Consider the following 20,490-nt stretch of genomic DNA (forward strand, 5'->3'; position numbering starts at 1 on the left):
GACTACCTCAGAAATAAAAACGCCCTGACCAAAGGATCAGGGCGCTGTAAAAAGACCGGGCTTAAACGGGAATCAAAGTTTGATACCCAGCGCTGTTGCCAGACGTTTTGCCGGCATATAACCCGGCAGCAGGCGACCATCTTCCAGGAAGATAGCCGGTGTCCCCTGAACACCTAATTTTTGCCCCAGACGATACTGATCCGCAATCGGGTTTTCACATTGTTTCTCTTCGATGGACTCGCCCAGCTTCGCACGGGTCATGGCATTCTGCTGATTCTCAGCACACCAGACCGAGACCATGGAATAATAAGAACCCGAACCGATACCCGCGCGCGGGAAACCCAGATAACGCACCTTAATACCCATCTCGTTCAGTTCAGGCACTTCTTTGTGCAGCTTGCGACAATAAACACAGTCGATATCGGTAAAAACCGTAATCTGGCCTTTCTGCTCACCTTTGGCAGGAAATACAATCATCTGAGACTCATCCAGATTACTGATCTCTGTAGCACGTGCAGTCATACGACGCTCTTCAGAGATATTTTTGAAACCCTGTGGCGCCACCTGATAAAGATCACCGGTAAAGATATAACTACCATCAGCAGTGCTGTAGAGAATCTCGCCGGTTTTCAGCTCAACCTCATAAATCGATTCGATAATGGAAGGGCGAATCTGATCCACCGAAATACTCGGACCAGCCGCTTCCAGCTTCTTTAAAATCATCTCTTCCGGAGTTGCCGCCTGCACTGAAAAAGAAAATAAACCCGCAACCAGCAAAAGACCTAGCGCAAGCAATGATTGACTGCCCTGAAGCAGACGAGGCAGAACTGTCATAGACCGTGTTTTCATAATAGATTCCTGAACCTGAAATACGCTGTACCGAATGGTCCTGAATCTGAACTTTCAGGCATACCGAACAGCACAATGTTTCCCTGTGACCCACAAGCAACGGGAATGTTCCATCAAAGCACTACATCAAACCTCAGTCCGTATTAACCGTCAACCAGACCAAGGCAAACCCGCTTTAAAATCAGGCCCTTGGGTGATGTTGTTGATGCAGCTGTTTTAAACGTTGATTAGCCACATGGGTGTAGATTTGGGTCGTAGTGACACTGGAGTGACCTAACAGTAACTGCACCGATCTCAGATCCGCGCCATGATTGAGCAGATGGGTGGCAAAAGCATGGCGAAGCTGGTGTGGAGAGAGCGTATCCGGCAAACCTGCTTCAACAGCATATTTATGAATGCGATACCAGAACGCCTGACGGGTCATAAAGCCTCCCTTGCGGCTGGGGAAAAGGGCTGTCTCACTCTCTTTAAATCCCGGCAGATTTGAACGCACCTCCTGCCAGTACAACGTCAGCTCATCCAGTGCTATCTCACCCAAGGGAATCAGGCGCTCTTTCTGACCTTTACCGGTTACACGCACAATCCCCTGCTGCAAACTAACCTGCCCAGCAGTCAAACCAACCAGCTCAGAAACCCGTAATCCGGTTGCATAAAGCAGCTCCAGCATACAGCGATCACGAGCCTGAGTGGGATCAGAACGATCCGGCTGATCCAAAAGTGCTTCAACCTGCTCTTCGGACAGCACTTTGGGCAGCTTCTTTTCCGCCCTGATTTTGGGCAGCAGACTGACCGGATTCTGTTCAACCAACTCTTCATCCATCAGCCAATAGTAGAAGCCTTTTAAGGCGCTGATAATCCTGGCTACCGAGCGCTTATCCAACCCAGTATCAAAACAGGCTTCGCGAAAGAGAGCCAGCTTCTCGGTATCCAGATTCAGCAACAGATTCTGATCGCAGACAGCATCTTTGCTACCTTCCGAGCGCAAAAAAGCTTCCGGGCTCACCAGCCATAAAACCAGATGCTTCAGATCCCGCCGATAAGCCAGCTGGGTATTCCGACTCAGGCCTTTTTCCAGCAACAGAAAGTCCAGATAACCCTGTATTAATGCCTCAGAGCCCTTAGTCACCAATAGCCTCCACGCTGACACTCAACCTCAAATAACCAAATCGCAGACATAAAAAAAACGGGCACCCCCGAAAGGTTACCCGTTTTTTCAGCAAGTCGAACTGATCTTAGCGAATCAGGACAGCTTTTCTTTAATACGTGCAGCTTTACCGCTCAGTTCACGCAGGTAGTACAGTTTAGCCTGACGAACGTCACCACGACGCTTAACAGAAATGCTATCTACCAGTGGGCTGTAAACCTGGAAAGTACGCTCAACGCCAACACCGTGAGAGATCTTACGTACAGTGAACGCAGAGTTCAGACCACGGTTACGCTTACCCAGTACAACACCTTCGAACGCCTGCAGACGCTCACGGTTGCCTTCTTTAACTTTAACCTGAACAACAACAGTGTCACCTGGTGCAAACGCAGGAACTTCTTTGCTCATTTGTTCGGCTTCAAGAGCCTGAATTACTGTATTTTTGCTGCTCATTAGCTCGCTCCTAGATTTAAGCCGCTCGACTTGCGCATTAGCGCGAACCGTCATGATTGCGGATGAATTCTTCCAACAATGCCTGGCGCTCATCGTCCAGGTCGACCTTTTCCAACAAGTCCGGCCGCCTTAACCAGGTTCGGCCCAGAGATTGCTGGAGACGCCACCGACGAATGGCTTCGTGATTCCCACTCAACAGAACGTCCGGCACTTCAAGATCATCAACCTGTTCAGGTCTTGTATAGTGCGGGCAGTCCAGCAGGCCATCGGAGAATGAATCCTCTTCAGCAGAGTCTTCATGCCCGAGAACACCGGGAACCAACCGTGATACTGAATCGATGAGGGTCAAAGCAGCTAGTTCACCACCGCTCAGAACGTAATCACCGATTGACCACTCTTCATCTATTAATGTCTCCACCACGCGCTCGTCGATGCCTTCATAACGACCTGCAACAATCACCATGCGGTCGCGCTGAGACAGCTCACGTACACCTTCCTGATCGAGGGGACGTCCCTGGGGAGACATATAGATCACCTTGGCATCGGGTCCGGCTTTTTCCTTGGCGGCTAAAATAGCATCGCGCAAAGGCTGAACTTTCATCAGCATGCCAGGACCACCGCCGTAAGGGCGATCATCTACTGTGCGGTGTTTATCTGTTGCGAAATCACGAGGATTCCAGAATTCAAGCGACAGCAGTTCTTTTTTAACTGCCCGCCCGGTGACACCATATTCGGTGACCGCATCAAACATCCCCGGAAACAGGGATACAACGCCTAACCACACAGTTTAATCTCTTTTAAAATTGCCGGTTTCATTACTGCAACCAGCTTAGAAGTCAGGATCCCAGTCAACAAGCACAGTGCCGTCGCTGAGATTGACCTCTTTGACTACCTGATCCACCAGATAAGGAATCAGACGCTCAGCGTCATCAAGACTTTCCGGTGTCGCCTTCACTACCAGTACATCATTTGCACCGGTCTCCAGCAGGTAATCAACCGAACCCAGAACTACGTTTTCGGTCGTGATTACCTTCAGCCCCTCTAACTGGTGCCAGTAGTAATCACCCTCTTCCAGATCCGGCAATGCGTCTTTTGGCATGCGAATTTCACAGCCACACATCTCTTCAGCGCCATTACGATCCGTAACGACCTTCAGACGGGCAACGAGACCCTTACCGTGTTTTTTGCCCTTTGCGACCTCAAACTCACCAACCGGCTTGTCATCTTTCCACAAAGACCACTTTTTATACTGGAAGATACCGTCCATAGGATCGGTAAAAGAATAAACCTTAACCCAGCCCTGAATACCAAAAGGACTTGTAATTCTACCTAGGACTACAAAATCTTTCGGATCTGACATAAGCCGACTTATTCTCTCAATTCATCCAGACCGGCATCAGCGCTGCTGACCACCAGAATCGATGTTTAAACTACAACCACTAACAGCCGGCTTGGCTGTTGCAGCGTCATACTGGTTCTGAATTCCGAAGAATCAGAAATTACTTAGCAGCTTCTTTCAGCAGCTGAGCAACACGATCAGAGATAGTTGCGCCCTGACCTTTCCAGTGTTCTACACGCTCAAGATCAACGCGCAGACGCTCTTCCTGGCCTTTAGCCAGTGGGTTAAAGAAACCAACACGCTCAAGGAAACGACCGTTACGGGCGCTGCGAGAGTTAGTTACAGTCAAGTGATAGAACGGGCGCTTCTTAGAGCCACCGCGAGCAAGACGAATGGTTACCATTGCCTTTTTATCCTATGTTCGGAGTTCTCAAAATTTCGCTACAGACTTTCATTCACGGCCTTTCGGCCCGAAAGGCGGCATATTCTAAGGGAAAACACCGGCTTTTGGAACCACAAAAGCACAATATTCCGCCGCAACCGCGATTTTCACCGGGTCGAGCAGAAATGTCAGTCTGAAAATGTGCGCGCTATTGTAGGCTTACCCAAGTGAAACGCAAGTCTGTAGCACCATTTTCTGCGGCAATTTGCGTAAAAATTACACTAAAGCCGCAGACTGATAAGAGGATATACAACTAACCTCTTGATTTAAAAACACTTAATTGCAGCAAAGGAGATACTATCATGCTGGCAATTAAATAAAGAAAAGGCCTGAAAAATCAGACCTTTTCGTCCACAAACTCCTGAAAACAGGATTTATGGTTCTATCAGAAGCGCGGAGGCATACCACCACCCATACCCGGTGGCAGCATACCGCCAAGGCCGCGCATCATCTTAGACATGCCACCTTTACCGCTCATCTTCTTCATCATCTTTTGCATCTGCTTGTGTTGCTTCAGCAGACGATTCAGATCCTGAATCTGCAGGCCAGAACCCGCACAGATACGACGCTTACGGGAACCTGAGATCAGATCCGGCTTCTGGCGCTCCAGAGGCGTCATAGAGTTGATCAGCGCTTCCAGCTTGCCCATCTCTTTTTCAGCAGCACCATTTTTGGCCACTTCAGCGATCTGCCCCATGCCCGGCAGCTTGTCCATCAGACCTGCCATGCCACCCATGTTTTTCATTTGCTGAATCTGGTCACGGAAGTCTTCCAGGTCAAAACCCTTGCCCTTCTTAACTTTCTTCGCCAGCTTCTCAGCTTTCTCTTTATCGATCTTCTGCTCTGCTTCTTCGATCAGAGACAGGATGTCACCCATACCCAGAATACGGGAGGCAACACGATCCGGGTGGAATGGCTCGAGTGCATCAACCTTCTCGCCCATACCCATAAACTTGATCGGCTTACCGGTAATGTGACGCACAGACAGCGCTGCACCACCACGGGCATCACCATCAGCCTTGGTCAGGATCACACCGGTCAGTGGCAGCGCATCGCCGAAGGCCTTAGCCGTGTTCGCAGCATCCTGACCCGTCATGGCATCAACCACAAACAGCGTTTCAACCGGGCTGATACCCGCATGCAGCTCTTTAATCTCAACCATCATGTCGTCATCAACGTGCAGACGACCTGCCGTATCGACAATCACAACATCAAAGAACTGAATCTTAGCGTGAGCAATCGCCGCATTAGCGATATCCAGTGGCTTCTGATCTGTGGTACTTGGGAAGAACTCTGCTTCCACTTCACCAGCCAGCGTTTCCAGCTGCTTGATTGCCGCCGGACGATAAACGTCAGCAGAAACAACCAGAACTTTCTTCTTCTCGCGCTCTTTCAGGAAGCGGGCAAGTTTAGCAACAGAGGTGGTTTTACCCGCACCCTGCAGACCGGCCATCAGGATAACCGCCGGTGCATTGGCAGCCAGGTTCAGCGATTCATTCGCCTCACCCATGATAAGTTCAAGTTCCTGCTGAACGATCTTAACGAACTGCTGACCCGGACTCAGACTCTTGCTGACTTCCTGACCAACGGCGCGTTCTTTCACTTTTTCGATAAAGGCTTTAACAACCGGCAGAGCAACATCCGCTTCGAGCAGCGCCTTGCGTACTTCGCGCAGGGTATCTTTGATGTTGTCTTCGGTCAGACGCGCCTGACCTGTGATAGAACGCAAGCTCTTCGATAGGCGTTCGGTTAAGTTCTCAAACATCCACACATCCTCGCTGCTTCAACAGCAGAAAAACATTCAACATCGCTCTTACCGGATTAAGCATCAGATCTGATCCGGACAAGCAAAATTCAAAAAATTGCCCGCATTATAACCAGCCGAGCCCCCTGTCATCCATGGGCAAATAGGCTTTAGGACGGAATCGGACAAAAACCTTGGCCGATGAGGCAAATAACCTCACCCAATCTGCCTCTGGCTATGATGCAGCGCGATCTGCAATCGGTTACTATTACACCTCTTTTTATCAGGAAGCTCCTGATGTTGACATTCAGGCAGGCCAGTACCCTTTTTTGCTCCAACCTGCTTCTTTCTTAACTGGCTCTTATTTATTAACGGGACAACTGACAGATTATGGATGCTATCGCACTAGCTCTGATCGCCATCGTTTTCTACTGTGCAGCGGCCACGTATCAGCTTCTGGCCCTCCAACGCAAAGCCCCTAACCGCCCACCTATGATTCGCCTGTTAGGTGCTGCTGCTGTACTCAATCACGGCCTCAGCGTCTGGCTGGCGATGTTCCAGCCTGACGGTCTGCATCTCGGCCTAACCGAAATGGGTCTTCTGGCAACCTTTACCATCAGCCTGATGCTTCTTGTCAGCAGTATTAAAAAGCCGGTTCTGAATCTGGCTATCGGTGTTTTCCCGATGTCCATGCTGGCACTGATCTTTGCCATCTGGGGACCGGTTTCTGCGCCCAGCAACGGTTTAGCACCGGGCCTGACATTGCATATTCTGACTTCTCTGGTTGCGTACAGCCTGATCGTTATCGCCGCCTGTCAGGCACTTTTGGTTTCAGTCCAGAACTACCAGCTCAAGCATAAGCAGACCCGTGGCATTATTCAGGTTTTGCCTCCTTTGCAAACCATGGAACGCCTGCTGTTTGAACTGATCTGCAGTGGCGTAATCGCCCTGACCATTGCCATCGGCAGCGGCTTTATCTTTATCGAAAACCTGTTTGCTCAGCATCTGGCCCACAAAACCATTCTGACCCTGATGGCATGGCTGGTTTTTGCCATCCTATTGGCAGGTCACCGCTGGCTGGGATGGCGCGGCATGACCGCTGTACGCTGGACGTTAGGCGGCGCAAGCCTTCTGGTTCTGGGCTATTTTGGCAGCAAGGTAGCACTTGAAATTCTGCTGAACTAACCCGACATCTGGCGTACTAAGCAGGCTATGTTTGGTAACACGCCTTGACGGCACTCAACAGAAAATTTAAAAGTAATGCTGCGGTTTTATCCGCAGCCTAAAAATAAAAAAAGCAGTCGCCACAATGTGAAGCGCACTGCCCGCGGCGAATTAACAGAATAGCGACCGAAGGAGGTCATTCTGCTGTCATACAGCAGTCGTTAAATCGTCAGTTTTTAATTAAAGCAGGATACCCGATCTCTTGAACGACACCCCCCTTGGCATCTTATTTGGACTTTTAGCCTTCCTGATTATCTGTTCCGGTTTCTTCTCAAGCTCTGAGACCGGCATGATGTCACTTAACCGCTATCGGTTAAGCCACAAAGCAAAGAACCGCGACAAAGGTGCGCTTCGTGTTAGCCGCCTGCTGGAACGCCCGGATCGTCTGATCGGCGTGATTCTGATCGGTAACAACTTCGTTAACATTCTCGCTTCTGCTATTGCCACCGTTATCGCTGTTCGCCTGTATGGTGACGCCGGTATCGCTATCGCCACCGCCCTACTGACGCTGGTGATTCTGATTTTTGCCGAGGTAACGCCAAAAACTCTGGCTGCACTGCACCCTGAGCGCGTTGCTTACCCGGCCTCTCTGCTACTGACCCCACTTCTGAAGCTGATGTATCCGCTGGTGTTTATGGTTAACTCCATCACCAATGGCCTGCTGAAAGTGATGGGTGTTAACCAGAACGACAGCAGCAATGATCAGCTGACTCCGGAAGAACTACGCACCGTGGTACTGGAAGCAGGTGCAATGATTCCCCGTCGTCACAAAACCATGCTGCTGAGCATTCTGGATCTGGAATCCATGACGGTGAACGACATCATGATTCCCCGCCATGAGATTCAGGGTATCAATCTGGATGACCCGATGGAGTCCATTATTGAGCAGCTGCAGAACTGCGAGCACACCCGCCTGATACTTTATAAAGGCGATGTGAACAATGTGCTGGGCATTCTGCACATGCGTAATGCTTCCCGCTTTATGGCCCGCCAGATGCCAACCAAAGAGGATCTGCTGGCTGAGGCCCGTGAGCCTTACTTTATTCCGGAAACCACACCGCTGCAGACCCAGCTGCTGAACTTCCAGCGCCTGAAGCGCCGTATCGGTATCGTGGTAGATGAATATGGTGATGTTCTCGGTATTGTGACTCTGGAAGATATTCTGGAAGAGATCGTCGGTGACTTTACTTCGCCGATGAGCGGCCACAATGATGAGATCAAACCAGACGGCAACGGTAACTTTGAAGTAGAAGGTGCCGCCAGCATCCGGGATATCAACAAGACACTGGACTGGGCGCTACCGGTTGATGGCCCTAAGACGCTGAACGGTTTGATTATTGAGCATCTGGAAGCCATTCCGGAAGCACCGGTCTGCCTGAGCTTCGGCCCTTACCGACTGGAAACACTGGAAATCAGCGGCAACTTCGTTCAAAAGGTACGCTGTAAGGAAGTGAAGAAGAGCAAGAAGAAGCGCAGCGCTTAACCATCCTGCTCTCTCGTTAAGATCCGATTAATCAGCCGCTGTAAAGCGGCTGGTTGCGTTATAGGCTTCCTGACACGCCTCAGGCACCAGAGATTCCAGATTGAGAAAAGCATGCAGCATCTGCTCATAGCAAACACCCTCAACCTCGATTCCTGCCTCCACCAGCTTCCCGAAGAAATACCCCGCCTCATCCCTTAACGGGTCGTAGCCAGCATTGATCAGCAGCGTTTTAGGAAAGTGACCCGGTACTGGCATTTCAAGAGGAGAAATCGTCAGAGGATCAGCCTTACCTTGAAGATACTGCTCGAAATACCAGCGCATCCGCTCCTCAGTGAGAAAGTAACCTTCCGAAAACTGCTGTATCGAGTCCGCCAACATACGATAATCAAGGCTTGGATAGAGCAGAACCAGCGCTTTTGGATAGCCCCGCAGGATCTCCGGCTGCTGCAAGCAGAGAGTCGCCGCCATGGCTGCACCACCGGAATCCCCCATCATCACAACCCGAATATTTGCAGGTAGCTCAAAGGTATCCAGCACTTCTGGCAGGCGCGCCATCAGCTCGGCAACGCTTTCAATACCGGCAGGCCAGGGATGCTCAGGAGCCAACGGGTAATCCATCGCTAAAACCGCCTGCCCTGTGTTTTCAGCCAATCTGCGACAGATAGGATCGTAAACCTCGATACTCCCTGCCATGTGGCCGCCACCATGAATAAAAAGCATCAGGGAATCAGGATTATCCACAGCCCGGTACAGCCTGAGCGGCAAGGGTAACTGAGGTCTTTCCGCCAGATCGTCCGGTTCAAGCACACTGTCGTCCATACGAAGAATCTCAGGCCCGGCCGGGACAAATCGTGCGGTAATACCCGCCAAAGCCTGACGGGCACTCTCAGGTGTCGCCGCTTTCTTTTCCGGTGGAAGGCTCGCCAGCAGGGCATTGAACTGCTGACGCCAGTTTTCCAGTGCCGGATGAAGCGGTGATAAGGAACCCGGAGAGAAATCCGCCATGGGCGTGACAATAACCTCTGGAGCAGAGGCTACGGCTGATGGCTTGTCTGAAGGACTGCCTGACGGTTTGTTTGAATACATCGTACATCCCTGTTTTCGCAGCTTAAGTGCTAATGGTTCACTGCAGGATAGCTGAATTCCAGCGCCTGAATACCACTTATTTCACGCCCCAATGCAAATACAGCCCCCAGCTTCTGCGCGAGCTTAATCGACGCTTTATTTTCGCTGTGAATCAGGCTGATTAGCGGGGTATCAGAATGGTGAACTCTCTGAAATGCCAATGCCGCTTCGGCCGCTTCAAAGGCATAACCTTGTCGCCAGTGACTACGGGTAATCATCCAGCCCAGCTCCATACCCGGCCAGCCTTCCGGCTGATAAAGCCCAACCCTGCCAATCACTTTGCCAGTGGCTTTTTCTTCAACCGCCCACAGCCCAAAACCTTTCAGCCACCAATGCCCCATCAGATAAGCCATGCTCTGCCAGGCCTGCTCCGGATTTAACGGCTGTCCTGCGCCGACATAACGCACAACCTCAGGATCGGTGACCATCGCCTGATAGGCAGCAAAATCTTCCTGTTGATAGCCTCTCATCATCAGGCGTTCTGTTTCCAGCACGGGAACCGAGCAGCCGGACTTAACAGCCGCAGAAAGTTGTTTTTCAGAGGTTTTATTGGCGCTCATCCGACCATCCTATTCCGTTTTCCTTTACAATCCGGTGAAGGACTACAGATCACAGGGCTATATCCATGACCTCAAATTCCCTTCGCCATCGCTGTTTTCAGCTGCTTGATGGAGAGCAGGCTTTTAGCCTTAAAGGCAAGCTGATCAATGGCTTTATTATCGCACTGATCGTATTGAATGTGACCGGCGTGATCATGGAAACCGTGCCTGAGATCGGCAAGGAGTACGCAAGCTACTTCTACGGCCTTGAGCTTTTCTCCGTCGCCGTATTCACCATTGAGTATCTGGTGCGGGTCTGGATCAGCCCGGAGAACCCCAAATTTGGCCCGGGGTTTAAAGGCAAGCTGCGCTACATCTTCTCGCCGATCGCTCTGATCGACCTGATCGTGATTATTCCCTTCTACCTGTCACTCTTTATCAGCATCGACCTGCGCTATCTCAGACTGCTGCGCTTGCTGCGACTACTAAAGCTTTCACATTACATCCGCAGCATGGATATCTTCCTCAAGGTAGTAACTTCAGAGCTGGCCTCACTGGCATCTGCCGTTTTTGCGGTACTGGTGTTGGTAGTACTCGCCGCCTGTGTCATGTTTGCACTGGAACATCAGGCTCAGCCGGATGCCTTTAAGAGTGTGCTGGATGCGATCTGGTGGGCGGTAGTGACCATGACAACTGTGGGCTACGGCGATATAACCCCCGTGACCGCAGGGGGTAAGATTCTGGCAATTCTGATTATGTTGCTTGGCGTAGGCACCGTTGCATTACCGGCTGGCATGCTGGCGGCACGTTTCTCGGAAGAGCTGCAGGACCGTAAATCAGCCATGACCGCCGAGGTTGTCAACGCACTGGAAGATGGCCATCTCAGTGATGCAGAAAAAGGGATGCTGGCCCGGCTAAGCCAGAAATATGGAATATCGGAAGAAGATCTGAACCAGATTATTCACAATAAAACGCTGGAGCTGGGACATCAGATGCACTGCCCCCACTGCGGAAACAGCCTGTTTGATGCCCCGATTGACGGGCCAAAAAATATCAGCCCGGATCTGCCGAAAGAGCCTTAAGATTTTTGCATCAAAAGCCTAAGGCTAAAAATCAAAAGACAAAGCATGAGAGAGGCATTTAGCCTCTCTGCACCTTTCTGGAAGTCTCTGTTAGCCCTATCAATCCGGCATCAATGGAGAGACAAATCCGGAAGGCTTCACCGTCAGCACCGAACACTTCAGCGCCCCCAGAACACTTTCAGCAGTGTTACCAATCACAATGCCTTTCAGACCGCTACGGGCAAGGGTTCCCATAATCACCAGATCCACATCCAGCTGCTCAGCCATCTCTGTCAGTTTTTTGGCTGGTAAACCCTGAACCAGATGCGTTACCGGAGCAATATAGTCGTAGGACTCTTTCCCCACCTTGCGCTCCAGAGCTTGCTTCAGGTCTGACATCCCCTTCTGCTTACGTTCATACTCTGCGGTTTCCAGCGTTCGACGGAATGCTTCCGGCTCTTCAGACCAGATACTGAGCATGCCCGCTTCCAGAGACTCATAAACAGACACCAGATGCAGATCTGCAGACTCTGAACTTGCCAGCGACAAGCCCAGCTCAGCCAGCGTCTGATTCAGTTCGACATTCTCCGGATGCTCGGTGTGATCGAAATCCAGCGCTACCATAATGTTTTTCAGCGGCTTAGGCGCGCCCGGCTTAAACAACCAGACAGGACAAGGGCATTTACGCAGCAGGTGGTTATCATCACTGCCCATCAGACGATCCATCCAGTCCGGATCTTCCGCCTCTTTCAGCACCAGATCAAAACCTTCCCGTACAACCGCGCTCACCGCCTCAATCACAGGCTTACCCGGACAAAGCAGAATAGGCAAAGCCTCAATTTGCTTCACCAGCGCTGGTGAAGTCTCCAGCTGAGACAGCAGTCGCTGGCGAACCTTCTGCTCAGGATTATCCTGCTCTGCAGCCAGAGCACTCACAGCCCCCGGAAGCATGACCTGAAGTGTCAATGAAGCACTGCTCTGCTCCGCAATCTGAAGAGCTTTTTTCAGCAGATCCTCAGCGCCATCTAACTGAATAAGGCAGAGAATTTTATTAAAGCGTTTCATCATCATTCCTTTCATATTTATCAGGGGAAGGAGGAGCAACCACTGTCATCACCTCGCCCTCAAACTAAAACCGGCGATCAATCCGGTCAGTCAATTTGCTGGAGCACGGCTTCCATAATGTCGTTCATCGTCACAATGCCTCTCAGGTCATTGTTAGACACCACCAGCAAGCGTTTTACTTTCGACTGCACCATTAAAGTTGCTGCATGTCGCACCGCTAAATCCTCACCCACAGTGATCACAGGCTTCGCACAAATATCGTAGACATTCAGCAGGTCAATATCGCCTTCTTCAGCGATCACCGTTTTCAGGATATTGGTATAGGTGATCAGCCCCCACGCGTCATGGTCAGAGTTTTTATCCACCACCAGAGACTTAATCTTGTGCTTTTTCATCAGGCGCAAAGCTTCCCTTAGCTTTGCGAACGGGCTGATGGTCACCGCATTTTCAACCATCACATCTTTTACAATTCGCATCACCTGCTCCTTAAATTCACCGGAATCTTCGGCTTATGCTGCTTACAGGGCATCTTTAAGATGCGCTTCAAACTTCTCAAACTGATTAGCATCAATCCCGCCCAGATGTTCCAGCGGCACGATAAAAACCAACCCTTTAGAACCGCTGCTATCGGGAGCAACCAGAGCCTTAATCGCTTTCAGAATCTGCAGCGCCAGGCTCTTCTCCAGCACCATCAGCAATACGGTCTGACTACCATCGTAGCTAAGGCCGAAAAAGGTCTTTTTCGCTTCATTGCTGATTCCCCGACCATTCAGCACCGTAATGCCTCCGGCACCCAGCTCCTTAGCGGTATCGATTGCCGACTGTTCCATGTCCTCAGGAACAATCGCGACAAGGGCAGAAAATTTCATAACGTCACCTTTTGATGTTTTGCCAGCAACTGGCTGATGATCGCATACAGCATAACGGAGATAATCGGAAAGACAGATGCGAAGGCGATCAGGCCAAATCCATCAATCAGCACGTTACGCCCTTCAATATGAGTCGCAAGCCCGATACCCAACGCCGTTACCAGCGGCACGGTCACTTCCGAGGTTGTCACCCCGCCTAAATCATAGGCCAGCGGCACGATAAACTTCGGCGTGATCAGAGTTAGCACAATAACCACTGCGTAGCCCGCCATAATGTAATGGTGCATCGAATCGCCAGCGATAATTCTGTGCACGCCCACGGTAATACCCACGGCAACGCCCAGAGCAACCAGAATCCGGATTACACTGCCTTTCAGACGACCTGCTGCAGCTTCTTCTGCCTGCCTACCAATCGCCAGCAGCGCAGGCTCAGCCATTGTGGTCGCAAAGCCAATGGCAAAAGCAAACAGATAAACAAAGCCTATCTTATCCAGACCGATCAGCTGTTCTGCCATCCTGGTGCCAATGGGAAATAGCCCCATTTTCAAACCGACAACAAATGCGTACAGCCCCAGAATCACCAGCAGAAAGCCGAAGATGATGCGTCTGGGATCTGCCAGCGGACGACGCAGTACCAGATACTGGAAAAAGAGAATCGTCAGAATAATCGGCAGCACATCCCGAACCATCGTCATCAGGTCGAGCAGCACTTTTAAGACTGGCGAGACCGTATCTCCGGCAGAACCGGTCTCCGAATCCAGTTCAAGCCCTGAGGTTACGTCTGGTGTCGAGTAGACATAAATGCCATAAAGCTGAACACTCACCATGGGGACCATCACCGCCAGTGCCACCAGACCAAAACCATCCTGCAGCGGATTTCGGCCACGAATCGATGCTGCGAGACCTATCCCCATCGCCGCAACTAAAGGCACCGTCACAATATTGGTAGTGACACCGCCGGAGTCATAAGCCAGACCAACAATCTCACCGGGGGCAAAGTAGGTCACCAGAACAACCAGTACGTAGCCGGGAATAATGATCCAGTGCAACGGCAGCCCTGCGATGATGCGGAATACCCCCAAAGCCATCACAACACCAACTGAAAGTGCGACCAACAAGCGCAGTGTCAGACCATCAATACGACCGTTACTGATCTCCTCTGCCTGCTTAGCCACCGCAATCAGTGCAGGTTCAGCCACCACCGCCGAAAAACCAATGGCAAAACCGAAACAGGTCAGTAATAGCGCAGAACCCCGTTCAGCAAACTGGTTAGACAGGCGCTTACCCACCGGAAAAATACTGAATTCAAGCCCCTGCAGAAATAAGGCAACACCGGCTGCAACAATCAACAGCCCAACCAGAATACTGCCTGCGTTTTCAGGGATCTGTTGCAGAATCAAAAACTGGAAACAAGCTACCACCAGAAGAATCGGTGCCAGATTGCGTAATGCATGAATAAATGCGGACTGAAAATCTTTAAGATAGGCCTGCATACCATCTGATCCAAAAACAGTGCTTGGTCTTTCCTGCCAGCACCGCATCGAACCGAAGCAGCTTGTGGCAAACATTGAGCTGTTAAACATCTCTGTTTGCAGAAAGTTCGGAAAAGACCGGATCAGGGTGTATCGTTGCAAGAAAATATGACACAGATCAAAATACAACCCTGGATCAGTTCCAACACTCAGGAGGCAAAGTGCCCGTGACGGCTCAGGCAGCGCACTGCTATATCGGTTTATCTCAGTGGAATCACAAACACTGGCAACAGGGGCCTTTGGCCGGTGGTGGTCAGTTATCTACCTTGAGCCGATACAGTCGTTACTTCTCCTCCGTTGAAGGCAACACCAGCTTCTACGGGTTACCGGAAGCTCAGACCGTGCGAGACTGGTACAGCCAGACACCGGAGCATTTCCGCTTCTGTTTTAAACTGCCGCGTTCCATTACCCACGACCGCTTGTTGCAGGTGCCCCATGAAGAACTGATGGCTGCGCTGGAACGTTTTGCCCTGCTACGGGAAAAGCTCGGCATGATCTTTCTGCAGCTGCCGGATGCCTTCGGGCCGCAGCACTTCGGTATCTTGCAGCAGTTTATCGAAAGCCTGCCCAAGGAGATGAACTTCAGTCTTGAGGTGCGCCACCGGGGCTTCTTTAATAAAGATGACACCGAGCGTCAGCTTAATGCTTTGCTGATGGAACACGGCATTAACCGGATTCAGTTTGATACCCGGGCGCTATTTAAGAACCCCGCGGATGATGAAGATACGCTGGAAGCGTTAAAAGCCAAACCCAACCTGCCGTTGCATGTGATCGCCACCGGACAGAATCCTATGGTGCGTTTTATCACCGCCAAAGACTGGCAGGGAACCCTGCATTATCTGGAACCCTGGATCACTAAAATTGCCCAGTGGATCAGGGAAGGGCGCACGCCCTATATGTTCCTGCACACACCCAGCAACAGCCATGCACCGGAAGTGGCGGCGTATTTTGCCGAGCAACTGAATCAGACCATCCCCGACGCAGCCCTCTTCAGTCACTGGCCGCAAGCACCGGAACAGCTGCAGGAATCCCTGTTTTAGTAGATGTGATTCTGATTATAACTTTCAGCCAGTCTGGTACCTTTTACCTCTATGGGATAATTATCATCCCTAAAAGAAATCACAGAGGTAGCTTAATGAAAAGCTTCGGTACAACTTTGACCATCGAAATCACAGGTCCAACAGCAACCGGAAAAAGAGACTTGCTAGAAAGAATTAGATTGAAGGCTTTGAACAAGGGGCTAACCTGCAAGACTCATTCATCTCTATCTCGCCTTGAACAGATTGATATTCAAAAAATAAAAGATCAGTGGCATGACACCGGTGTTGATATTGGCATCATTACCATGGACACCCCAGATCAACCTTTCAAAATCGAGCTGTCGCTGCCTCCAGAGTACAAAAAAGTTAAGCCTTTTGGGCATTTCCTTGGAGAGCTTCTATCAGACAACTTAGAAGCAGCAGAGACAGACTGTTTCCTGTAAACCCAAAACGCAAAAAAGGCAGCCGAAGCTGCCTTTTTTGTACCTTTCAGATAAGTCGCTTATCCGATCAGTTTGCCCATACACGTGCGTTGCGGAACATACGCATCCAGGCACCATCCTCACTCCAGTCATCCGGAGCCCAGGAGTTGGTTACCGCACGGTAAACACGTTCAGGGTGCGGCATCATGATGGTCACACGACCGTCAGTGGTGGTCACACCGGTAACACCAGCAGGAGAACCGTTCGGGTTCGCCGGATAGGTTTCAGTTACCTTGCCGTAGTTGTCCACATAGCGCAGCGCCAGATTACCGCTGTCCAGCAGAGCATCCAGATGAGCTTCGCTGGTGAATTCAGCATGACCTTCACCGTGTGCCACTGCGATCGGCATACGGGAACCCGCCATACCCTGCAGGAACACAGACGGGCTGTCCTGAACTTCAACCATACAAACACGGGCTTCGAACTGCTCAGACTGGTTACGGACAAAGCGCGGCCAGTGCTCAGCACCCGGAATCAGCTCGTGCAGGTTAGACAGCATCTGACAGCCGTTACATACGCCCAGTGCAAAGGTATCTTCGCGGTGGAAGAAGTTCTTGAACTGCTCGCGGGCGGTAGCGTTGAACAGAATGCTCTTCGCCCAACCTTCACCGGCACCCAGAACGTCACCGTAAGAGAAGCCGCCACAGGCAACCAGACCACGGAACTGATCCAGCGTGACACGACCTTCCAGAATGTCGCTCATGTGCACGTCAACCGCAGCGAAACCGGCACGATCGAAGGCTGCAGCCATTTCGATCTGACCGTTAACACCCTGCTCACGTACGATCGCCACTTTCGGACGGTTGCCGGAAGTGATCAGAGGTGCAGCGATATCTTCATTAACATCGTAAGTCAGTTCAGCGTGCAGCCCCGGATTGGTGGAATCCAGCAGGCCGTCGAACTCTTCCAGTGCACAGTCTGCGTTGTCACGCAGCGCCTGAATGCGGTAGCTGGTTTCGCTCCACTTACGCTGGTAGTTCACACGGGCATTTTCCAGAACCGCTTCACCGTCATAAGTGAAACGTACCCAGTCTTCGTCATTCAGCTCACCGATAACCGCTACGCAGTCACCCAGACCCGCTGCCTGGAACTGAGCCAGAACTGCTTCAGAATCCTCACGGGAGATCTGAACTACAGCACCCAACTCTTCGTTGAACAGGGCTGCCAGAACATCCTGATCCGCATCGCTGTCTGCGATCAGATCCAGTTTGATGTTCAGACCGGTATGACCGGCAAAAGACATCTCGGTCAGAGTTGCGAACAGACCACCATCAGAACGGTCATGGTAAGCCAGCAGCTTGCCGTCCTGATTCAGACCCTGAATAACGGCAAAGAAGGCTTTCAGGTCTTCAGCATCATCCAGATCCGGTGCTTCGTTACCCACCTGATTGAATACCTGCGCCAGCGCAGAACCGCCCAGACGATTCTTGCCACGACCCAGATCGATCAGCAGCAGGTCGGTATCACCTTTGTCAGTACGCAGTTCAGGGGTCAAGGTCTTACGGGCATCGCCAACAGGAGCAAAACCGGTAATCACCAGAGACAGCGGAGACGTTACCGCTTTCTCTTCGCCGTTATCGTCCCAAACGGTACGCATGGACATGGAGTCCTTACCTACCGGAATCGCGATATCCAGTTCAGGAGCCAGTTCCATACCTACCGCTTTCACGGTGTCGAACAGCGCCTGATTTTCGCCGTTGTGGCTCGCTGCAGACATCCAGTTAGCGGACAGCTTGATGTCGCCCATCTTGTTGATCTGAGCTGCAGCCAGGTTAGTAATGGTTTCACCAACCGCCATACGACCGGACGCCGCCGGGTTGATCAGCGCCAGCGGAGTACGCTCGCCCATCGCCATCGCTTCACCGGTAGTGGCATCCTGAGTGGTGGTAGTTACCGCTACGTCAGCAACCGGCACCTGCCAAGGACCTACCATCTGGTCACGGGCAACCATACCGGTAATAGAACGGTCACCAATGGTGATCAGGAAGTTTTTGCTGGCTACGGTCGGCAGCTGCAGAACGCGCTTAGCGGCTTCTTTCAGCTCAACACCTTCCAGCTTCAGCTCAGGCAGCTCAGGATTTACGCGGTTAAATTCGCGGTGCATCTTAGGTGGCTTACCGAACAGAACGCTCATCGGCAGATCAACCGGCTCATTGCTGAACACGGTATCGTGAACCGTCAGGTGCATCTCTTCCGTGGCTTCACCCACAACTGCAAACGGGCAACGCTCACGGGCACAAATCGCCTCAAACGCTTCCAGATTCTCAGGAGAAACGGCCATTACATAGCGTTCCTGAGATTCGTTACACCAGATTTCCAGCGGGCTCATGCCCGGCTCGTCATTCAGTACTTTACGCAGATCGAACTGACCGCCACGCTCGCCATCTTTAACCAGCTCAGGCAGGGCGTTGGACAGACCACCGGCACCTACGTCGTGGATAAAGCTGATCGGGTTTTTGTCACCCAGCTGCCAGCACTGGTCGATCACTTCCTGACAGCGACGTTCCATCTCAGGGTTTTCACGCTGTACAGAAGCGAAGTCCAGATCTTCAGAACTTGCGCCGGTCGCCATAGAAGAAGCAGCGCCACCGCCCAGACCGATCAGCATGGCAGGACCACCCAGAACGATCAGCTTGGCACCAACTTCGATCTCGCCTTTCTCAACGTGCTCGGCGCGGATGTTACCCATACCACCGGCCAGCATGATCGGCTTGTGGTAGCCCCACATTTCGGTGCCGTTCACACCGGTTGCTTCCTGTTCGAAAGTACGGAAGTAACCGTTCAGGTTAGGACGACCAAATTCGTTGTTAAATGCCGCACCACCCAAAGGTCCTTCGATCATGATATCCAGCGCAGAAACGATACGCTCCGGCTTACCATAACCCCCTTCCCAAGGCTGGTTGAACTGAGGAATGTTAAGGTTAGATACGGTGAAACCGGTCAGACCTGCTTTTGGCTTGGAGCCGCGACCGGTTGCACCCTCGTCACGGATCTCACCACCGGAACCGGTAGCCGCACCCGGGAAAGGTGCAATCGCTGTAGGGTGGTTATGGGTTTCCACCTTCATCAGCAGGTGAACCAGCTCGTTGTGTTTGGCGTATTCTTTCGTCTCAGGATTCGGGAAGAAGCGGTTCGCTTCGTGGCCCACGATTACAGAGGCGTTGTCTTTATAAGCAGACAGAACATCAGTCGGGCTCTGCTCATAGGTATTCTTGATCATGCCGAACAGGGATTTCTCCTGCTGCTCGCCATCAATCGTCCAGCTGGCGTTGAAGATCTTGTGACGGCAGTGCTCTGAGTTTGCCTGGGCAAACATCATCAGCTCAACGTCATTCGGGTTACGACCCAGATCGATGAAACTTTGTACCAGATAGTCGATCTCATCTTCCGCCAGAGCAAGACCCAGAGACAGGTTAGCTTCTTCCAGAGCAGGACGACCACGACCCAGAATGTCCACTGAGGTCATCGGACGAGGTTGCTCGTGGCTGAACAGTGACGTTGCCTGATCCAGCTCAGCCAGTACGGCCTGAGTCATACGATCGTGCAGCAGATCTTTGATCACAGCCAGGTCGGTTTCCGAAGCGCTGGACACCTCAACGTAGTAAGCGATACCGCGCTCAATACGGCTGATCTCGTTCAGACCACAGTTGTGAGCGATGTCGGTCGCTTTGGAAGACCACGGAGAGATAGTTCCCGGGCGCGGCACAACCAGAAACAGCGTGCCGGAAGGCTCCTGCAGTTCTGATTTAGGGCCGTAACGCAGGATACGGTCCAGAACCGTTTGTTGCTCAGCGGTCAGATCAGCGGTCAGCTCTGCAAAGTGCATGAACTCAGCGTGAACATTCTGAACCGCTGGAACTGCATCTTGTAATGCAGACAGCAGCTTGCGGGTTCGGAAAGCAGAAAGGGCGGGCGCTCCACGCAATTTAAGCATGACGAAAAGAAGCCTCTTAAAAAAAATTCGGAAACCGGAACTTGTTCTACTATTTAAACAGGCAACAAAGATATAATTCAGTTGCACTGTTAAAAAACGGCAGAAATGATGAGGGGGCTAATAATACTGCAAACCCTAGGTTTAAAGCCAATCTGAAGATGACTT

The 20,490-nt window shown here is 51.4% G+C and carries 19 protein-coding genes; 5 read left to right on the forward strand and 14 right to left on the reverse strand.

Features of this window, described 5'->3' with window-relative positions; translation table 11 throughout:
- Positions 1–72: 72 nt before the first annotated feature.
- The 7 genes from BV405_RS11800 to ffh all read right to left on the reverse strand — a co-directional run bounded on the left by BV405_RS11800 (position 73) and on the right by ffh (position 5,992).
- Positions 73–849: a DsbC family protein gene (locus BV405_RS11800; protein ID WP_086481034.1), complete on the reverse strand. Its 777-nt coding sequence runs from the start codon at positions 847–849 to the stop codon at positions 73–75.
- A 181-nt stretch (positions 850–1,030) separates the two neighbouring features.
- On the reverse strand, positions 1,031–1,975 hold the full coding sequence (gene xerD, locus BV405_RS11805; protein WP_086481182.1) for a site-specific tyrosine recombinase XerD: 945 nt from the start codon (positions 1,973–1,975) through the stop codon (positions 1,031–1,033).
- 114 nt (positions 1,976–2,089) lie between these two features.
- The gene (rplS, locus tag BV405_RS11810) at positions 2,090–2,446 is read right to left on the reverse strand and encodes a 50S ribosomal protein L19 (protein WP_077243221.1); all 357 of its coding nucleotides are present in this window, start codon (positions 2,444–2,446) and stop codon (positions 2,090–2,092) included.
- Positions 2,447–2,483: 37 nt separating this feature from the next.
- Positions 2,484–3,230: a tRNA (guanosine(37)-N1)-methyltransferase TrmD gene (gene trmD, locus BV405_RS11815; RefSeq protein ID WP_086481035.1), complete on the reverse strand. Its 747-nt coding sequence runs from the start codon at positions 3,228–3,230 to the stop codon at positions 2,484–2,486.
- Between the two features lie 45 nt (positions 3,231–3,275).
- Positions 3,276–3,806 carry a ribosome maturation factor RimM gene (gene rimM / locus BV405_RS11820; RefSeq protein WP_086481036.1) on the reverse strand — a complete coding sequence of 177 codons (531 nt, stop codon included), beginning with the start codon at positions 3,804–3,806 and terminating at the stop codon, positions 3,276–3,278.
- A 139-nt stretch (positions 3,807–3,945) separates the two neighbouring features.
- Positions 3,946–4,188 (reverse strand): 30S ribosomal protein S16, encoded by a 243-nt coding sequence (gene rpsP, locus BV405_RS11825; protein ID WP_086481037.1) that lies wholly within the window; start codon positions 4,186–4,188, stop codon positions 3,946–3,948.
- Between the two features lie 424 nt (positions 4,189–4,612).
- Positions 4,613–5,992 carry a signal recognition particle protein gene (gene ffh, locus BV405_RS11830; protein ID WP_086481038.1) on the reverse strand — a complete coding sequence of 460 codons (1,380 nt, stop codon included), beginning with the start codon at positions 5,990–5,992 and terminating at the stop codon, positions 4,613–4,615.
- Positions 5,993–6,361: 369 nt separating this feature from the next.
- Here ffh and BV405_RS11835 point away from each other — a divergent pair, with 369 nt between their 5' ends.
- On the forward strand, positions 6,362–7,156 hold the full coding sequence (locus BV405_RS11835) for a cytochrome C assembly family protein (RefSeq protein WP_086481039.1): 795 nt from the start codon (positions 6,362–6,364) through the stop codon (positions 7,154–7,156).
- Positions 7,157–7,397: 241 nt separating this feature from the next.
- Positions 7,398–8,678: an HlyC/CorC family transporter gene (locus tag BV405_RS11840; protein ID WP_245832300.1), complete on the forward strand. Its 1,281-nt coding sequence runs from the start codon at positions 7,398–7,400 to the stop codon at positions 8,676–8,678.
- A gap of 27 nt (positions 8,679–8,705) precedes the next feature.
- On the opposite strand, the gene BV405_RS11845 is transcribed toward BV405_RS11840, so the two are convergent.
- Together BV405_RS11845 and BV405_RS11850 are read right to left on the reverse strand one after the other, a co-directional pair.
- Positions 8,706–9,764, reverse strand: coding sequence for an alpha/beta hydrolase (locus BV405_RS11845; RefSeq protein WP_086481041.1), 1,059 nt, complete (start codon positions 9,762–9,764; stop codon positions 8,706–8,708).
- 29 nt (positions 9,765–9,793) lie between these two features.
- Positions 9,794–10,363 carry a GNAT family N-acetyltransferase gene (locus tag BV405_RS11850; protein WP_086481042.1) on the reverse strand — a complete coding sequence of 190 codons (570 nt, stop codon included), beginning with the start codon at positions 10,361–10,363 and terminating at the stop codon, positions 9,794–9,796.
- Positions 10,364–10,428: 65 nt separating this feature from the next.
- On the opposite strand from BV405_RS11850, the gene BV405_RS11855 reads away from it, so the two are divergent.
- On the forward strand, positions 10,429–11,424 hold the full coding sequence (locus BV405_RS11855; protein ID WP_086481043.1) for a potassium channel family protein: 996 nt from the start codon (positions 10,429–10,431) through the stop codon (positions 11,422–11,424).
- A gap of 99 nt (positions 11,425–11,523) precedes the next feature.
- On the opposite strand, the gene BV405_RS11860 is transcribed toward BV405_RS11855, so the two are convergent.
- The 4 genes from BV405_RS11860 to BV405_RS18095 form a co-directional block, all read right to left on the reverse strand.
- On the reverse strand, positions 11,524–12,468 hold the full coding sequence (locus tag BV405_RS11860; RefSeq protein ID WP_176330129.1) for a universal stress protein: 945 nt from the start codon (positions 12,466–12,468) through the stop codon (positions 11,524–11,526).
- A gap of 86 nt (positions 12,469–12,554) precedes the next feature.
- On the reverse strand, positions 12,555–12,944 hold the full coding sequence (locus BV405_RS11865; RefSeq protein ID WP_086481045.1) for a CBS domain-containing protein: 390 nt from the start codon (positions 12,942–12,944) through the stop codon (positions 12,555–12,557).
- Between the two features lie 42 nt (positions 12,945–12,986).
- Complete coding sequence (locus BV405_RS11870; RefSeq protein WP_086481046.1) at positions 12,987–13,337, reverse strand: P-II family nitrogen regulator; 351 nt, start codon at positions 13,335–13,337, stop codon at positions 12,987–12,989.
- Positions 13,334–14,830, reverse strand: coding sequence for a DUF1538 family protein (locus tag BV405_RS18095; RefSeq protein ID WP_086481047.1), 1,497 nt, complete (start codon positions 14,828–14,830; stop codon positions 13,334–13,336). The genes BV405_RS11870 and BV405_RS18095 overlap by 4 nt, the downstream gene beginning before the upstream one ends.
- Before the next feature lie 206 nt (positions 14,831–15,036).
- On the opposite strand from BV405_RS18095, the gene BV405_RS11880 reads away from it, so the two are divergent.
- Together BV405_RS11880 and BV405_RS11885 are read left to right on the forward strand one after the other, a co-directional pair.
- Positions 15,037–15,909, forward strand: a complete 873-nt coding sequence (locus tag BV405_RS11880) for a DUF72 domain-containing protein (protein ID WP_176330130.1) — start codon at positions 15,037–15,039, stop codon at positions 15,907–15,909.
- A gap of 95 nt (positions 15,910–16,004) precedes the next feature.
- A complete protein-coding gene (locus BV405_RS11885) occupies positions 16,005–16,352 on the forward strand; it encodes a hypothetical protein (RefSeq protein ID WP_086481049.1) in 348 nt (115 codons plus the stop codon).
- A gap of 67 nt (positions 16,353–16,419) precedes the next feature.
- Here the strand turns inward: BV405_RS11885 and purL are convergent, their stop codons facing one another.
- A complete protein-coding gene (gene purL / locus BV405_RS11890) occupies positions 16,420–20,325 on the reverse strand; it encodes a phosphoribosylformylglycinamidine synthase (protein ID WP_086481050.1) in 3,906 nt (1,301 codons plus the stop codon).
- Positions 20,326–20,490: the final 165 nt, after the last annotated feature.

This window comes from Oceanospirillum sanctuarii, assembly GCF_002150805.1.
GTDB lineage: Bacteria > Pseudomonadota > Gammaproteobacteria > Pseudomonadales > Halomonadaceae > Oceanospirillum > Oceanospirillum sanctuarii.

What these genes read in the sequence shown, in the direction of transcription:
- BV405_RS11800 (WP_086481034.1), bottom strand. Translation starts at nt 849, where the DNA reads ATGAAAACACGGTCTATGACAGTTCTGCCTCGTCTGCTTCAGGGCAGT.
- rplS (WP_077243221.1), bottom strand. Translation starts at nt 2,446, where the DNA reads ATGAGCAGCAAAAATACAGTAATTCAGGCTCTTGAAGCCGAACAAATG.
- rimM (WP_086481036.1), bottom strand. Translation starts at nt 3,806, where the DNA reads ATGTCAGATCCGAAAGATTTTGTAGTCCTAGGTAGAATTACAAGTCCT.
- rpsP (WP_086481037.1), bottom strand. Translation starts at nt 4,188, where the DNA reads ATGGTAACCATTCGTCTTGCTCGCGGTGGCTCTAAGAAGCGCCCGTTC.
- ffh (WP_086481038.1), bottom strand. Translation starts at nt 5,992, where the DNA reads ATGTTTGAGAACTTAACCGAACGCCTATCGAAGAGCTTGCGTTCTATC.
- BV405_RS11835 (WP_086481039.1), top strand. Translation starts at nt 6,362, where the DNA reads ATGGATGCTATCGCACTAGCTCTGATCGCCATCGTTTTCTACTGTGCA.
- BV405_RS11845 (WP_086481041.1), bottom strand. Translation starts at nt 9,764, where the DNA reads ATGTATTCAAACAAACCGTCAGGCAGTCCTTCAGACAAGCCATCAGCC.
- BV405_RS11850 (WP_086481042.1), bottom strand. Translation starts at nt 10,363, where the DNA reads ATGAGCGCCAATAAAACCTCTGAAAAACAACTTTCTGCGGCTGTTAAG.
- BV405_RS11855 (WP_086481043.1), top strand. Translation starts at nt 10,429, where the DNA reads ATGACCTCAAATTCCCTTCGCCATCGCTGTTTTCAGCTGCTTGATGGA.
- BV405_RS11860 (WP_176330129.1), bottom strand. Translation starts at nt 12,468, where the DNA reads ATGAAACGCTTTAATAAAATTCTCTGCCTTATTCAGTTAGATGGCGCT.
- BV405_RS11865 (WP_086481045.1), bottom strand. Translation starts at nt 12,944, where the DNA reads ATGCGAATTGTAAAAGATGTGATGGTTGAAAATGCGGTGACCATCAGC.
- BV405_RS11870 (WP_086481046.1), bottom strand. Translation starts at nt 13,337, where the DNA reads ATGAAATTTTCTGCCCTTGTCGCGATTGTTCCTGAGGACATGGAACAG.
- BV405_RS18095 (WP_086481047.1), bottom strand. Translation starts at nt 14,830, where the DNA reads ATGCAGGCCTATCTTAAAGATTTTCAGTCCGCATTTATTCATGCATTA.
- BV405_RS11885 (WP_086481049.1), top strand. Translation starts at nt 16,005, where the DNA reads ATGAAAAGCTTCGGTACAACTTTGACCATCGAAATCACAGGTCCAACA.
- purL (WP_086481050.1), bottom strand. Translation starts at nt 20,325, where the DNA reads ATGCTTAAATTGCGTGGAGCGCCCGCCCTTTCTGCTTTCCGAACCCGC.